Origin of the sequence: Corynebacterium sp. (assembly GCF_030532965.1) — a bacterium.
GTDB lineage: Bacteria > Actinomycetota > Actinomycetes > Mycobacteriales > Mycobacteriaceae > Corynebacterium.
This window is the reverse complement of record NZ_JAUNKC010000012.1, coordinates 1-17,071: the sequence shown is the minus strand read 5'-3', so window position 1 is coordinate 17,071 and position 17,071 is coordinate 1. Positions and strand designations below refer to the sequence as shown.

The 17,071-nt window shown below is 54.0% G+C and carries 8 protein-coding genes and 1 tRNA gene; 2 read left to right on the top strand and 7 right to left on the bottom strand.

Going from position 1 to position 17,071, the window contains the following annotated elements; genetic code table 11:
- Position 1: 1 nt before the first annotated feature.
- The 5 genes from Q4D85_RS07050 to Q4D85_RS07030 all read right to left on the bottom strand — a co-directional run bounded on the left by Q4D85_RS07050 (position 2) and on the right by Q4D85_RS07030 (position 9,901).
- Entirely contained in the window at positions 2-3,316 is a 3,315-nt protein-coding gene (locus Q4D85_RS07050) for a hypothetical protein (protein ID WP_303199246.1), read from the bottom strand.
- A 65-nt stretch (positions 3,317-3,381) separates the two neighbouring features.
- Positions 3,382-6,687 carry a hypothetical protein gene (locus tag Q4D85_RS07045; protein ID WP_303199245.1) on the bottom strand — a complete coding sequence of 1,102 codons (3,306 nt, stop codon included), beginning with the start codon at positions 6,685-6,687 and terminating at the stop codon, positions 3,382-3,384.
- A gap of 155 nt (positions 6,688-6,842) precedes the next feature.
- Positions 6,843-7,904, bottom strand: coding sequence for a hypothetical protein (locus Q4D85_RS07040; protein WP_303199243.1), 1,062 nt, complete (start codon positions 7,902-7,904; stop codon positions 6,843-6,845).
- A gap of 146 nt (positions 7,905-8,050) precedes the next feature.
- Entirely contained in the window at positions 8,051-9,520 is a 1,470-nt protein-coding gene (locus tag Q4D85_RS07035; RefSeq protein WP_303199242.1) for an amidase family protein, read from the bottom strand.
- Between the two features lie 189 nt (positions 9,521-9,709).
- On the bottom strand, positions 9,710-9,901 hold the full coding sequence (locus Q4D85_RS07030; protein ID WP_303199240.1) for an antitoxin: 192 nt from the start codon (positions 9,899-9,901) through the stop codon (positions 9,710-9,712).
- A 738-nt stretch (positions 9,902-10,639) separates the two neighbouring features.
- On the opposite strand from Q4D85_RS07030, the gene Q4D85_RS07025 reads away from it, so the two are divergent.
- Positions 10,640-11,278, top strand: a complete 639-nt coding sequence (locus Q4D85_RS07025; RefSeq protein ID WP_303199239.1) for a PepSY domain-containing protein — start codon at positions 10,640-10,642, stop codon at positions 11,276-11,278.
- 60 nt (positions 11,279-11,338) lie between these two features.
- Here Q4D85_RS07025 and Q4D85_RS07020 read toward each other — a convergent pair whose 3' ends face one another.
- Positions 11,339-13,774, bottom strand: coding sequence for a hypothetical protein (locus Q4D85_RS07020; protein ID WP_303199237.1), 2,436 nt, complete (start codon positions 13,772-13,774; stop codon positions 11,339-11,341).
- A 267-nt stretch (positions 13,775-14,041) separates the two neighbouring features.
- Positions 14,042-16,714, bottom strand: a complete 2,673-nt coding sequence (gene polA, locus Q4D85_RS07015; RefSeq protein WP_303199328.1) for a DNA polymerase I — start codon at positions 16,712-16,714, stop codon at positions 14,042-14,044.
- Between the two features lie 282 nt (positions 16,715-16,996).
- On the opposite strand from polA, the gene Q4D85_RS07010 reads away from it, so the two are divergent.
- A tRNA-Leu gene (locus Q4D85_RS07010) sits at positions 16,997-17,070 on the top strand.
- Position 17,071: the final 1 nt, after the last annotated feature.

Sequence of the window (17,071 nt, the reverse complement as noted above, 5' to 3'; positions counted from 1 at the left end):
ACTACCTCGCGTGTTGTGCTACTTGGGAAAATTGCTTACAGAGTGCGCGGGCTTTCGTCACTGCCGCAGTTTTCTTCTTCTGTTCTGCAATCACGGCGATGGGTCCCCACGCTGTGGCCTCGATAAACCCTGCGTGGGTTGCGGCCACAAGCTCTGGGGCGTGCTCAGCGATAACATCAAGCACTTTGCCCAACCACTTGGATGGGTTGAGTCCCTGCTGATAATCGGCAGCCGCCTTGGCCACAGTTTCAGTCAACAACGGCCATAAAACCGGAAGATGTGTATTATCGTGCAGTAATTTTAGCGCTTGGGTAGGTGCCCAGAGTTCCTCCTGCACCAGTGTGCTCACGGTGTGCGCCACCGCCGACGCAGTAATTTTCTTCTCGATCAAAAACTTAGTAGCAACATCGAGGGCATTTTTTGCGCGGCTACCGGAATGCATCATCCCGAAAAGGATGTACACCAGCGAAGAGAACACTGGAAGTTCCGGATCCAACCATTCGTTAGCAGTAGGCCGTGGCCCAGTTTGTGGCTCAAGATGCCACGTGTTCCCATCCCACCGCATCTGGTAGTAGTGGTTGAATTCTTTCCCTTGGTAGGACTCCACTTTGTATTTGCCGTATTTGGGAAAGAAATCGAAATCCCACAAACTCACTTCAAAAGTCAACTTAGGGTGGTTACTATCACGCACACCCACCGTGACGGCACTCGGGCTGGAAATGGCGTGGGTGAGGTAAAGATCAACCGAATCGTTCACCACTTCCTCAACTTCCACACCCCAGTGCTCCAGCGTGAGGGCCGATTCTGGGTGACGCTCACATGGTTCGTCTGTTGCCTCACCGGTTAATTCAGGAAGAAGCTTAATCGCCTTCCGGGCCGTCACGGTGGTTTTATTATTCCCCTTAGCCTCCGCGAACCTGCGCAGAGAAGGCACCTGTGCACTAGACGAAGGTGCTGAACCGTTGGCAATAGCGTGGGCAACACTGGGCGCAAGGTGCACCATCATTTCGGCAATTTCAGCGGTCTTTCCACTCGGTTTAGCAGACTGCGCCAAAATGTTGTCCAACATGCCCCACGCCAAGGCGAGCATTCCAGCTTCGGCAAGACCTCGGGCAACGTCCGCCATACCGGAATAATTTTTGGCAGGGTCAACTGTCCAATCAAGGTAGCGCACATCCAGCGTTTCTGGCCGCAGAAGTCCCCGCGCCCACGCATCCGCTAGTGCCTCATGAGCAAGGCTAACCCCACCTTTCTTTGTGGGGCGGCACAAACCAATGAGGTTGATCGCGGTGGCAGGACCTAGTGGGCTGGCGCTTCGCGCGGCTTGGCGGGCCAATACGCCTTGATCACTGTTGGTTGCCTGGGGATAGTGGCGCATTCTCGTCCACGTTGCATCACCCCACCGTGGGGTGGCTGCCGGGTTCAGGTCACCGCGGTTACTGTCGTAGGTAACATCTTGGGGGAATTCCGCAAGACTTTGGGGTGACACAACTTTTTCGGGGGCATACATTCCGCCATATTTGGACACCAGTGTCCGTTCCACGAGGGCGGGTACGTGGTAGGGATCGGCAAGGTAGTCGGCAAGAATCTCACCAGCAGTACGCTCAACCGGCTGAGTAAAAGAATGGATCACAGGAGTGGAATAAGCCCGCGCCTTTTCCACAGCCGCAGAAATATCAAGGCCGTCAAGATCATCAAGATTAAGCCGCAACAACGCAACCATCAGATCCGAACAAAGAATACTTACCCCCGCACGATCGTAAGCCGCAAAGCGATCCAACAGATCAGAAAAACTAATGCTCAAATCAACGAAACTGGGCTCCGACACCAGACACGGAACAGAACCTAGCACCCACGCCAAATCCCGCTGCCTCCTTGCAAGCGGCGAATTGTCTCTCGGGTCGAAACAAAAATTTTCCACATCGGATCGCATGCGCGGCACCCATATTCCGCAGTTTTTTATCACGGTTTGCAGCTGCTGCGCGGCCGGGGGATCATCCAGTGCAAGCTGGTTAAACGCCACCAAGCACTGTTCCGATTCGGTAGTGATAAGCCACATTGGTTGCGGATAGGAGCTTTCCCGCACAAAATCCCTGCTTGACAGCGCTTCGATAAGTGAATCATAGGTGGGGTCGATCCGCTGAAAACGCGGAAGGTCCCACACTAAAGGCGGATTACTCCACGAATAAAACTCACCCTCCTCGCCACCTGAATCCGTCACCCCACTACCCCACTGCTCAAGGAGCCTAGTTGCCGCATCGGCAACCTTTTTATCCGTACTCGCCTTAAGTTCACTAACGCGTGGTCGAAGAATAATTTGTGCTGATTCCGGGAGATCACCTCGTTGAACAATGGCAGAAAGAACATCACGCTGTCCCTTCAACGTGGACACATACAACATAGGTAAAGCAACATCCCCCACTTCCTCCACCGGAACACACCCTATAAGCCGCAACCCCAACGCCGACACCACCACCGGATCAGCCGCAGACAACACCCCACCCAGCGCCTGACAATGTGCCACAAGCTCCTCATCACTCACCCCAAGCTCATCACACAAAACGGCCACCATTCGCCGCCTCTGCCCCTGCCTTGTAGCAGCACCCAGCCCACGAATCGCGTAGTTCACAGCTGTGTTACGGCTTAGCAGTTGACGCTGAACACATTCGACAATGACATTGCCGAGAGCGTTCCACATTTCCACTCCCGCACTGGCGCACTGGTCGAGGTGAGCATTCAGTGTGGGCAACAGTTCTTCCCACGCAGGAAGCTGTTCTCGTGGTCCCCGCATTTTGGCCCCAGGTATTTCCATCTGCACTGCCGTACACAACGCCCACGCTTCGAGATAATTTCTATCCACCGGCATTTCCAGCTCAGGAAAATGCTGCGTTACTAGGAAGAATACTGACACGGTAAATTCGTTGCCCAATTCTGCCTCCAGGCCTTCAAATTCGCGGAAACGCACAGCCTCCTCAATAAAACGCTCCGCATAATCCTGCCCATTGAGCGCCACAAGCTCAGCGATCAGACGATAATCGGTACTCTCCTCATAGTTTCGGAAGAGACGAATGACACGGCTTGGCTTCACCCCGAGACGCAGTGCAAACAGGATCATCATATAAAGGTCAATCCCGTGAAGTTCACGGGCGCGATTGAAATCTTTCCCGTACCAGTCACCACTTGTTAACCCCCGTTTCGCCACTGCCTGCTGCTCGGGAGTCCCCGCATATAACGTAGAGGTGTCTTTCGGCTGAGCCTTCGCCCAACCAAGCTCTCGAAACAGTTCAACCGCATGGGATAAATCTTTGTGTGCCATTACATGATTCTCTCGTGTGAAACTCAACAAAAGATGCGAAACAAATAATTTTCTTGCCTACCGTTTTAAAGGTTGAGGGCTGTTTTCAGTTCCTGTGCTTTTGTCCGGGCGGCACTGGCCTTGGGTTGATCGGCGATGCTGTTCAGCCCCGACCAGTATGTTGGGGCGATGTAGCCGTTGTCGGTGCCGTACTTGAGAATCTCATTGTACTCAAGCGCAGTGTCGAGTACTCGGTTGAGCCAATGCGGTTTCTTTTCCTGTGCAGCCGCGAAAGCAATGGTGTCGGTGATTAGCGGCCACAATTGTGGCAGGAATTCGGGTATGTGGTCGACAATCGACATCGCTTTGGCGGGGCTCCACACTCCACCGGATTCCACAAGAGTGTTGACTGCCTGTCGGCAGGATGCCACACCAAGTCTCCTGTGTTTGATGAGACCACGCAGCAATGCGTGCGTGGAATAGGATTGGTCGCCGGTACCTGCGGAAAGACCTGCAAGTGCAGCAACAATCACTGGTTGCGGAGCCGGGCGGGGTGGGTCGATGGGCTTGATTGTGTTGTAGGGTTCTGAAAGGAGCATTTTGGTGCCATCCCAGTACATAAGCTTGTAGTCACCCAAATTGTAACGGTGTGGGGTTTTTAAACGTTCATATATCTGCCACTTATTTTTTCTCACATCATCGTTGAAGATGGTCGGAACTGGGATGATGAAGGATCGGTCAGGATAATTTGGAAGCTGAAATTCAGTCCACAATTCTTTATTCGTCGATGGGGTTTCACCAGCTATGACCTTCATTGTTGTTTCCGGATGAAACACCGCCGTGGTGGACTCGTCAGGAGCCCACAACTCTGTAAGATTTGATACTTTCCGACCCTTAGGCTTCTTCACTGGCTGGGGTTGTGCTTGTACACCAGCTACCTCACCTAAAGCTTCCACCACCTGTTTCGCAGCTTTCACCATCTTTGAGGAGCCAGTTTTCCCAGCCCACGCGCGTGCACCAGGTGCTTCGAGTGCCGACTTATCAGCCACTCCCGAATCCACCGCCGCCACCACGTGTGGGGCAAGCCTCGCCATGGCTTCTGCTATTTCACTTGCCCCAGCCGTAGGAGAGCTGCGCTTGAAAGCATACGTGAGAACGGCGTCGAAAAGCGGCCACACCACGGACAACAAACCGTCCCGAGCAAGCTCCTCCCACGTCGCAGCAACCCCTTTAAAGCTGGTGACGTGCACCTCCCAGTCAAGAAAGCGCGGGCCAGCCACGCCGGGTCGAAGAAGGCCGCGCTCCCACGCCTGCCACAACGCCTCCCGCACCCCTACCAGCTCGCCGCGGCGGGTAGGACGCTGAATCGCCAACATATTCATCGCAAGCCCCGGGTCGAACGGGCGGGACAGCCTAGCGGCCTGCGCCGCCATTTTCCCCAGCGCGTTGACCGAGAGCGTCGGGGACCAACACAGATTCACCCATGCCGCATCACCCCAGTTGGGCACAGCGGCGGGATCAATCTGGCGATGAATGGCGGCCTTGCGCAGCTGATCGTGCAGTGAGCTGATGGCACGTGGAGTATCGAGGTTTAGGGGGAACCATGTACCGTTCGCCGATTTCAAAGGTGGCTCAACGTATGGGCCAGACAGGTAGATGGAGGCAACAACCGCCGCGTTTCCTTGAGGTTCCCGCTGTGTTTTCGACCCCAAGCTGTTTTTCTTCATAGGGACGTTGAGGTTTTTCAGCCGCTGCTTCGCCGCATCCACATCTGCCCCAGTCAAGTCGAGGCGCAGCAGCGCAAGCACCAGATCCGGCCCCTGAACTGCGCGACCCAGCTGATCGTACTGTTCGAGGCGGTCAAGGAAATCGTCGAGGGTGATCCGCAGGTTCTCAAACGATGGGGCGGACAGGATACACGGCATTTCCTGCGCAAACAGCAGCACCGCCTCGTCGCGGTGAACCACCGGCGACCCATCCTTGTTCTGCCACCACGAAATGCCAGAACGCTCTGCACGTGTCTTCACAATACCGCCCCGAATGTTGCTCGGCGCGCCCTGGATCGCGCGTTTTGCCACCTGCCCGTCTTTGCGTGCCAGCTCGTGGTAGCGGTGGAGGAAGATTTCCACACTCAGGTCAGAGTAGGTGATCGATCGCGGCACAAAGCCGGATCCTGGGCTGGTCGGCATGTCCTTCAGCGCGGCAATCACCGACTCGAGTGTGCCTTCACCCGGCTCAAACCGTGGCACCTCCCACAGTGGTGGGGTTTCGCGCCACATGCTGGTTTCTGGTTTTTCGCTTGTCGACGCCACCGCCAGACCCCACTTCCCCATCAGGTCAGCAGCACGCTTGGCCACCTGCGTGTCGGCGGAGTCTGCGAGGGTTTGCAGGGACGGTGCGAAGGATTCGGCAATGTCTAGGCTGGGTGGGTTTCGTTTCGCCAACGCGTCAAGCACAATTTTTTGCCCCTTGAGCGTTTTCACATACAGTGCCCCGAGTGCTACGTCGAAGAGGTTTGATTCTTCCACTGCGGGTATGAGCTGGGCGGCGAACGCGTTGATGTACATTGGGTCGGCTGTGCCGAGGAGTTGGGCGATCACTTCTTGGTGGGCAAGAAGATCCTCGGTGGTGACCTTGAGTTCTTTGGTGAGGATTTCGGTAATGATGCGGCGGTCTTGGGTCCTCGGTTCCACTTCCAGTGCGGTAAGCAGCCGCGCGATCAGTTGTGCACGGTCACCCCGCCCCCGATTCACCTGGAAGCTCAAAATATAGCCCCACGGCCCCCACAGGGGTAAATCCAGCTCGATAGCTTTCTGGCAGTGCTCATCGAAGCGGGGCTCCAGTAGCTCCGCAGAAAGCTCGTCATTATCGAAGTACCTGGTCACACGATCAAGTTTCACCACACTGATGGCGGCCATCAAGCCCCACGCGCGCAGATAGCCGGGGTTGTCTGGGATGGGGCAGTTGAACTCAGGGTCACTTATTGCGGCGATGACCCCCAGCCGATAATTCGAATAGTAGAATCCCTCAAATTCGTTTTCGGGCTCAAAGGTGAAGTGGTTCCCAACCTTTTGAACATAGCCCACCCCTTGGTTGTGGAGGGCCTGTGCCAAGATTTCTGGGGAACCATGAAACCCTGACCACAGAATGTTCCTTGGGGATTCTGCCGCCCTAATAGCGTAAAGAACGCGGATACTTCTGTCCTTGTTGAGGAAGTCGTCTGGGATCGACAGCGGGGGGCGCAGCAGTGCACGCACCTTAGTCTGCAATTCTTTGGGCCCCAACGGGAGGGTGAGCGCCTGCTCACAGGTGGCCGTGCTCCACCCAAGCTCGGCGAGGCTTTGGTGAATACGGGAAATGTCGTTTTCGCTGGGGTTATTCTGCGATTTCATCGTGTCTTCTTCCCTTACTTTCTTACGATTTGGTTTTTGTTCGGACCGCGCCCCACATGTAGTTAGAGTCGTGGAAAACGACCCGGGTTCTCCACAATCTCATGTGTAGTCGTCTGTGAAATACTTGGTTTCCCACCAGGTGCAATGCTGATGTTTTATCCAAACCATTCATGGCTAAGATTCTTTGCGCGTTTCGCAACTTCACTATCAGGGGATTCGGCCAGTGACCGGATGATTGTGGTGAGTTCCTGGGGTACCTCACGCGGCGGTACGGCGCGATCAAGAAGTGTCTGTAGAATCTCGCGTTGTCTCTTCACGTTTTTCACACGAAGTGCCCCAGCACTAACGGCGGTAAGTTCACAATCGTCCAGCATCGGTATGAGCCACCTACCAAAGGATTTAATGTAGAAAAGATCTGCTTGTTTTAGGTATGGAATCAGTTTCGCGCGATGTTGATACAGTTCAGCATCAGTAACAGCGAGATAATCTTTCAGTAACTGCACTATGATGCGGCGCGGAAAAACCCGTGGTGCATGTTCGATGCTGTTAAGGAAAAGCTCGATGAGCCTACTTCGGTCAAAAAGCCCCGCATTACTCATGTGGATCAAGAGGTAGCCCAGCGCCTCCCACAGGGGAAAGTTTTGTTCTAGAACTACAGCTATATGTTCTTGCAGGCGCGGCATAAGTTCTTCACGAGTGGGCAGGGTGAGGTTATCTGGATTCCCAATCCTGTCAAGATTTGCAATGACCTTCGCTGCAACTGACACCCACCCGTGGAGATACTCCTGGGAACGCGGTATTTCAAGTCCTAGATCTGGGTCACTAACGAGCATGATTGCCGCAATATCCGCATTGCTGAACGGAAGAGAAAAATCACCATGTCCGTAACGCGAGTTAAGGACAAAACGTTCAATATGGAGGGGGTCGCAGCGGGAAACGATGCCTTTTACAATTTCAGGCGGGCCGTCATATCTGCGATACCGCAACAAGGATTGTTCTTTTCCCGATCGTAAACCATAGATGAATAACACGTTGTGGTCGTCGCTAAGAAAACCATCGGGACAATCATCACGAAAATACATGATAGACGCGACCTTCTGCCGGAATTCTTCCGACCCTAGGGGCAAGACCGCTGCCCTTTCCACGGTCGCATCCTTCCACCCCAACGCAGCAAGCTCACAATCCATCTGGAAGAGCTCTTCCCACCGGCTGCGCATCAAAGACCCCTTGTCGTATTCTTTTCGGTCCGGTATGAACTATATACAGAGCCATGCTGTATCGCATGAAAGCTCAACAGATCTACATGCGAAGTCCGCGTGTAACCGCATATACGCAGCATGGTCTTTCTGTATCTGCCGTGGGTTTAGCCCCATGTTTTATCTTTCAGCTTGTCGTGAAGATATTCCGCTGCGTCGATGAGCAGGTTTTCCTGGTGTTCGGCGGCAGCAAGTTGCACAGCTATCGGAAGCCCATCGGTGGAGGAATAGCCCACCGGAACACTGATTGCAGGATGCCCAGTCACATTAAATAAGGCGGTAAACGCAGCGAATGGGGCCGATTTCATCTGAGCCTTAATCGCGGAAGTGCCGCTAAGGAATCCTGCGGGTGCTGGCCGCGGCGCTATCACTGGAGTGACTAAGAGATCGAAGCGTTTAAACAGGCCGTTAACTGTTGTAGCGTGTTGGATGCTTCGTTTCTTGAGCATCGACACCAGCGTTTTTGGCACGGCGTTACCAAATGCAACGAGTTGCTTGGTCTTGCTATCGAGATCCTCCGGGTGCTCCATATACGCAACCTCACCAGCAATCGACGCGTAATACAGTGGGATAAAAGTGCCCGTCACTTTTGGCAATTCGACTTCAGCAACCACATCACCGTCCAATAATGATGCCACTTTCGCCACTGCGTCGCGGTGTGCCTTGTGCACGGTTATCCCTGGAACCGGTGCTTTCATCACCGTGCCGATGCGCAATTGTGGTTTAGGTACAACCGACAGCGTATTCTCCGCCATAGGGGCAGTTGCCGGATGCTGATCAGTTGGCTCATTGCCCGCCAAAACCTTATATAGCAGCCGCAAATCCCGAGCGGATTTCGTCAATGGTCCAACCACACCGAGGTTGTGCCACAAGTGCGGATAGGGGGCGACTGAAATTCGGCCCAATTGCGGCTTCAGCCCAAATAGCCCACACACGGCAGCCGGTATGCGGATCGAGCCACCCCCATCACCGCCAATTGCAACCGGCACCATGCCCGCAGCGACCGCCGCTGCCGAACCGCCGGAAGAGCCACCTGGACTGAAATCGGTATTGATCGGATTCCGGCTAATAATCCGATCCGTTTCAGTCACCGGCCAAGCACCACATTCCGACATCCGGGTGGTGCCGATAATAACGGCGCCTGCTTCACGCAGCCGACGAACTACCGCGCTTTCGACGGCGGGTGGGGTGATGTTGGCATGAGTACCGAAAGAAGTTGGCACCCCAAGCACGTTGTTCTCCGCTTTAATGGCGACCGGTAATCCGTGCAACGGTCCGCGATCTTTGGGAGCAAGTTTGTCCAACTTCGCCGCCCGTTTGCGGGCGGTCTCTACAAAAACGTGCTCGAAAGCGTTGATCTGTTTGTCTTTTTCCGCGATCACTTTTAGGCAATGTTCCACTCCGGCCGCCACAGTATCTGTGCCAACCCAATCAGTGGCATCCATTGCTTCCCAGTTCAACGTCTCACCCATCACGCCTCCCGGTTTGTCTATTGCTCCCGCAGATCCGTCGCCTTTAATAGTAAGACCAACAACACCGATTGCAGGTATCGGATTCCCAGGATGTTCCTTATACATTCCCACCCTGCAAGGAAATCAAACTGCCCCGCCCCACGCCCTTTTCCTGCCACGATGAATACTCTTGACAAGCTACAGCTCAACGAGCTTCAGCGTGAAAAGAAATGGGGCACGTAAGCAAAAAGGTGACACCAGGACCAGAAACGTATTTCCGCTGGGTGTCACCTTCTACAACGATGGGTTAAAAGACTACTGTGCGTCTTTCTGACCGATCTTGCCGTCCAGGAACTCGCGGCCGGACTGGATCTTATCTGCGTGCTCTTCACCAGCGACAGTCTCGGCAACACTGGTAGCGCCGTCCAAAGCGCTGTCGGTAAGCTGCTCGCCGTATTCGTTATCGGTTAGCTTGAGAACTTTCTTGATCTTCTTAATAAAGCTCATTATGTAGCCTTTCTGTACAAACTAAAATTGTGCAATCAAAACACGCGATTTCACATACTAACCCACCAAAACCCACGAATCGCAAAACTTAGCCTTAATTAAGTAATTTGCGAAGAAAAACATGTGAAACCGTTGCATTTACGTTATAAAACTGGAGATGTAGGGGCACTTTTGCCCGATTAGGGGCACCCAACCCACCCACGAGGGAACGCGCCGGGTTAACACATTGCGCGACCGCACTGCGGCGAACACCATCAACTGCCACAAGTGCAGCATTTAATCCTCTGCCCCACAATGATGAATTCGGCTTTAGCCGGAAAATGAGATACTAGGAACAGGTTGCGGGGCACCGCTTCGGTGCCCCGAACGTCGTAAAGCGAAAGTGACGTGTTGCCCGGTCGAACTTTTTCAACGTTTATGCGCCGTTTCTTTTCCCCTTGACGACGCTTGCGCGGCTCGGGGAACTTAGAAAAGATAAAGCAATACATGAATTAAATTGCATCCCGTTAGCGGTATGAGCATCATTGGGGATTTTCAGTCGACACCGCGCTACCAGGATCTACAAGGGGAAATACTAAACAATCACGGCGCATCAACCGATCCCCTAGCAAAAACACAGAAGAATCAGTCTAGTACACACCTATAGCCGGTTCCAAAATCCGCCGGTAAAGTGTTTGGTGTCCGAAACTAGTGACAGATACTTCATAAAAGTCACGTAACTTTAGTTAGGCAGTAGATATGACTTCACTTTTCCGTAACCGCATCCTCGTAGGCACCGCAGTCGCAGCACTTGCACTCCCAGCCCTTGCCGCCTGCACCGATTCCCAGCGCGCCGATGCGCCAGCAGCCGCCTCCTCGGCAGCCGAAAAAGTCGGTTCTGGCGTATCATCTGCACAAGACGCAGGCGCATCCGCAGTAGATAAAGCCAAAGATGCAGGTGCCAGCGCAATGGATTCTGCATCGGACAAAATGACTGCAGCGATGTCCGACGATCAGGTTCTCAAAGCAATCGATATTGCGTTGGAAAAGAATCCTAACGCAGTCGTCATCAACGCTGACCGCTCCGACGATGACCGCCACACCGAAGTGGACATGATTATTGATGGTGCGTTCAAGAGCATTCATGTCGACCAAGACGGCAATGTCCAAGACAATATGGATGACAACGGTGACGATCTGGCCAACGACGTCCGTATGGCTTCCGAAGCAACCGTCACCGCGAAAGAAGCCGCCGCAAAGGTCTTATCCGACCACAACGACGCCCTCATCGACTCCGTCGACTTGGATGACGATAACGGCCGGCTGCACTGGGACGTCGAGCTAGACGACGCCAACACCCGCGCTGACCTACCAAGCGTAGAAGTCCCCGCGACATAACCGCGATTCTTCGCTTCCTATGCCTCGCATTCACATGCGAGGCTTTTTCGTGCGCTTAACCTACCCCGTACCCAACTTTTCCAGCAGGTTTCGCGCATTACGCACCGCCTTTGTTCTCGCACCAGATTCCGCTACCATCCGCAATCCCGAAACTCGCTGCCAGGCGGCGCTGTCTGATTTCTCACCGGAATTCTTTCCGACAACAGGCTCGCAAAGACTCTCAGCGCATTCTGCAAGCAGCTCCACCACCACATTAACAACCACCGACGATAAACCAAGCGGTACTGAATGCTCTAAAAACCCGTCAAGAATCGGCCACACAACGGTCACCAAACCAGCCTGCGCCAATTCCCGCAACGGCTCCATAAGGGGTTTAACGTGTTGTTTTCCACCCCAATCAAGCACCCGTACATCCGCCCGACCTGGACGAATAAGCCCACGTTCCCAGGCGATAAAAATCGCCTCCGCTATTCGCGGATCGACCCCCGTGGCAGTGGGACGAAGCAAGCCAATAAGATTCATCGTCGCGCCAGGCGGCAACGGTTGGGCGCATTGCGCTAGTTGTAGCGCCATGGCAGCCAGTCGGTTCGGATGTAATCGTCGTTCCCAGCGCACTGATTGATATGCCAAATCCCCGGATCGTGGCAGGATGGAAAAATCTGGTTCAAAGCCGTAAGCCCGCATAATCTGCAACCGGTTTTTCATGCACGTTAATTGGCTAAGTGCACCTCGAATCGTCGTAGCAGGATTATCTATCGCATCTATCACTGCACATACGTCTGTAAGCACAGCACCAACTGTCAGCGAAGTTTTTCTGGAATGAGACTCAACAACGGTGACCGGAACCGGACAGTCCCGATAACTGCGCAGTGCGGATAAAACTGTTACATCAGTTTCCGCTTCTACAGGAACTAGTCGACACATCGCGAGGTACAAGTCAGCATCACACACCGTAGCGTCTGTGTCTGCGTATGCATCGATCCGTGCTAGAAAATCGGAAACTGAAATGGACAAATCTACGAAGCTCGGTTCGGATACGACACACGGAATCTGCCCAAGCATGTGCGCAATTCCCACGTCACGGGCTTCAATGGGAAAATCGTGTTCGCATTCGGGGACATGGAGGCCATTGGTTTTCGCCCAAGCAGCAAACGGTGCACATCGTTTGACTACAGAAACCCCGGAAAGCGCCCGTCTGGCACCATCACGGTCAGCCCAAGCCAGTTCCACTATCGATGCCAGGAATTCTTCGGTCGCCCGATCTGAGGTCAGCGCGTTTGTGGCGGTATCGCGTGCCTGAGCAACCACTGAGTCCACCGTTGGTGTGCTTCGTTCTAATCGCGGTATCTCCCACACTGGCGGGGTCGGCCTCAACTGCATGTTCTGGCCTTCCGCAGCTTCGTTATTGGCCGTTTGATTCAGCAGGTTATCATCGGTACCAGTTGCTTTCCACGATGCAACGAGATCACGCGCTGCCTTAGCTATATTGGGACTTGGATCCTGGCATAGCTTGCTAACCTCCGGGAATAGTTCGGCGATAGTAGTGCGACCAAGATCGGTTCGATCCCGTAGCGCCGAAATCGCCTCCCGTTTCGTCTTCTTCGCAGTCGAGTTCATGGCGCCGATACCGATGGCAGCAATATTCGGTTCGGCAGCGCAGCGTAGTAACCGCGATGCAAAGGCCCGCACCACGCTCGGTTCGGCGGCTTCGATTGCCGGAAGAATCGTTGACGAATGGTGCAGGAGCTCCCTGTCTGACACCTGCACAGAATTGCCAAGGATCTTCACACAGCGGGCGATATCTGTTCTGCGCTGGGAATGTTCCACAACCATGCATAGGGCGGCAATAACATCTTCTTTGGATACGATTCCCTTTTTGTACGCAGTTTCCACTACTTCAGCGAAAAGTAGTGGCGTAGGCAGTCTCGATTCCGCGAATGCGCATAAGTGCTCCGGGAACCGCAAGGTAGCCTCAGCAAACTTTGGTAACCGCTCAGTATCGCCAAAGATCGTCAGTTTATCGGCGAAGCCTAATTCACAACTGGCAAAGTTTAACCAAAAGGTCAGATAGCTTGCCGAAGCAGGCACAGGTAGCTCCGGATAGAGCTGTGTAAGAAGCCATAACGACACCAGCTGCGGATCATTGACGCATAAATACCCAATGTTGGCGGTTGATTCCGCGCCTACCTCTTCGACGACCTCCTGGGCGAACGCCTCCCCACGGTCCGCAACCGCCAGCGCCATTGACCGTGCGAATCGGGCGTCGATAAGCTCCGCCGCACGGGCGGCGGAAACCCCAGCCCGAATGGCAAACACACGTAAATTCACGCGGTTGACATTATTTAAACCAAGCAGACTTCCCTGTTCCAAGCCCTGGACCGCGATCTTCCGCTGCTCGGCGGTGCCGATCGGAAGATGTTCCAATTCATCGGTGTTGGCGTCGTTCCACCCGAGTTCCTTGAACACCGTTATCGCGTCGAAAAGTGTGCTCGACATTAATGGCTCTCCTCTTACAGCAATCGCATCGCCCACCCAACGGGCAGGCGTGTCACCGTATGTGCTCTTTATCTAAGCGATTAGTCAGCGCGCAATCGCACAACATCGCTGGTGAAAATGTAATCTGGGCGGCATTTTTCATGCAACTTTTCTCATACCTCCAACCCGGCTTGTAGCTACTACGCCAGACGGAAACTGCGTGTTTGCCTCTTGGTGGCGTCGAAAAGCAATGACGCTAAGCTTTTCGACGCCGCGAAGTCCCACCCCTTAGTGGGCGGCTTCGTCCCAGTTTGTGCCCACCCCGGCGGAAACCTCCAACGGAACAGACAGCGAAATCGCGGAATCCATCTCGGTTTCCAAAATCTTCCGCACTTGTTCTAACTCGCCATCGGCGACTTCCAAAACCAATTCATCGTGCACCTGGAGAAGCACCCGCGACTTTGCACCGATCTTCTTCAGTTCCCGATCCACCCGCAACATGGCCACCTTAATAATGTCGGCGGCGGTTCCCTGGATCGGTGCGTTCAACGCGGCACGTTCCGCGTTTTCCCGGGCGACCCGGTTGTCGGAATTTAGCTCAGGCAGATAGCGCCGCCTACCAAACAGCGTTGCCGTGTACCCGTCTTTCCTCGCTTTTTCCACGACCTCGTCTAGGTAGCGTTTCACACCACCGAATCGTTCGAAGTACGCCGTCATAATATTTTTCGCTTCACTTGGCGAAATGCCTAGTTGCTGCGATAGCCCGAACGCAGAAAGCCCATACACCAAACCATAAGACATCGCTTTAACACGTCGACGCAGCTCCGGAGTTACTTCGTCGACTGGCACTTCAAAAACCTTGGAGCCCACGTAATTGTGCAGGTCCTCGCCTTTTTGGTAGGCCTCCACCAAACCTGGATCGGCGGATAGATGAGCCATGACTCGCATTTCAATCTGCGAATAGTCAGCTGTGAGCAGCTTGTCGTAACCATCCCCGACTACAAAGGCGGAACGAATCTTCCGACCAGCCGGGGTACGCACTGGGATGTTCTGTAAGTTCGGGTCTGTTGAAGACAACCGGCCAGTGGAGGTTACTGTCTGATTGAAAGTCGTGTGAATCCGCCCGTCGCTGCCCACCGCTTTGATTAACCCCTCAAGGGTTGTCTTCATTTTTTGATATTCGCGATGCGCCAACAGGTGATCTAAGAACGGATGCGGATGGTTGACCGCCAACGCCTCAATTTCCTTGGCCGCTGTCGAATACCCAGTTTTGGTCTTCTTGGTTTTTGGCAGCCCCAACGTGTCAAACAACACCACCTGCAATTGTTTCGGCGAGGTGAGCTTCAAGGTGGGGTCCCCGGCAATCGCGCGGGCAGCTTCTTCTTCCTCAACCACCTGCTGCTGGAAGGTTTCTAATTGGTCTTCCAAGGTGTCCACATCGATGGCGATACCAGCTTCCTCCATCGCAGCCAGCGACGAGATCAATGGCAGTTCCAGATCAAGATACAGTTCCAAGCTGGCAATGTCTTGCAGTTCAGATACCAAGGTAGGTACCAATTCCATGATCGCAACCGCGGCGTCAACGAGGTGCTCCGATCCTGGTATATCAAGAAGCGAAAGCTGCCCCGATTCCACGACCTCAAGTTGTCGTTTGAGGTGACGCTGATAAACATCCTTTAGCTCATAAGTGCGCTGCCCAGGCCGAAGCAAATACGCTGCGATTGCCGTGTCGTGGGCGATCCCGTTGAGGGTGATTCCCCGGCCTGCCACCATATGGTAGTTGGCTTTTGCGCCGTGAAAAAACTTAGGTGCCTCCGATTCAAGGTATTCCACCAGAGCGTTTTCTTCACCTGGTGTCAACTCCGCAAACGATCCAGCGATCGCATGGAAGTCTTGGTCAACAATGGCAAACCCCTCCGCATCACCCGTAGCTGGCGTACCCGAACCTTCAATAAACACTGCCATCCCTGGTGCTGTCGCATCCCAGGTCTTGATTCCGGCAGTCTTTTTCCTAGCTGCTAACCACTTATCCACTGGCACCAAATCCACGGTGGCGGACACCGCGTTTTCGACGGTGTGCGCGGCTACGGCACCGTCCGCGTGGACAGCTTCAAGCACCCGTTCCCGAAGGTTAACGCCAAATTCCAGCTCGTCAAATTTGGCGGCAACCTCATTGACGTTCGCCGGGCGTAATTCCAATTGGTCCGGCGAATAGGGCAATTCCAAATCCTTAACCATTTCAGTCAAGGTTCGGTTCATGCGCACTTGCTCAATGCAGTCACGCAAATTGTTTCCGACAACGCCTTTGATCTCCTCGGCGCTACTGAGAAGATTCTCCAGAGATCCATACTGGACAATCCATTTCGTCGCGGTTTTCTCGCCCACTTTAGGCACCGACGGCAGGTTATCGGATGGGTCACCCCGCAACGCGGCGAAATCTGGGTATTGGTTCGGCTGTAATCCGTACTTCTCCTCAATCGCTGCCGGGGTGAATCGATGCAACACCGAGACCCCTTTCATGGGATACAACACCGTTGTGGTGTCGTTGACCAACTGGAAAGAATCTCGATCGCCGGTAACGATGAGAGTTTCATAGCCCAAGGGTTTCGCAGCCGTGGCTAAGGTTGCGATGATGTCGTCTGCCTCGTAGTTTTCCTTATCCAGGGTGACGATCCCCAACGCGGCTAGCACCTCTTTCAACAGTGGCACTTGTCCACGAAATGCTTCTGGAGTTTCGTCGCGTTGCGCTTTGTATTCCGGGAATAGTTCAGATCGGAAGGTTTTTCGGCCAATGTCGAAGGCCACCGCGACGTGGCTGGGTTTTTCGTCGTTAAGCAAATTCGACAGCATCGATAGGAATCCGTAAACGGCGTTGGTTGCCTGTCCACCTGAGGTGGCGAAGTTCTCGGCGGGCAACGCGTAAAATGCGCGAAACGCCATGGAATGTCCGTCGATAAGCATGAGTCGATTGTTTGCGTCAGTCACAGTCCAACAGTCTAGCGAAAAGCCCCGCTCGGTTAGCGGAATGCACCGACAATCTCAGATCAACGATGACGAAGGTTGCACCAACCACAAGGTGGTTCGTGGCTGCAATGCGCCCGCGGCCCCGCTACATCGTAGCGGGAAGATCGCGCGCTATAGCGGGGAGTTTCGACGGCGACGAGAGCCGCTTTCGACACCAAAAGCCCACATAATGGCGCTAATTTCGCCAATACTTCCCCCTTAGGCTAATATCTTCTTTGCGCCCCAGTAGCCCAATTGGCAGAGGCAACGGATTCAAAACCCGTCCAGTGTGAGTTCGAGTCTCACCTGGGGCAC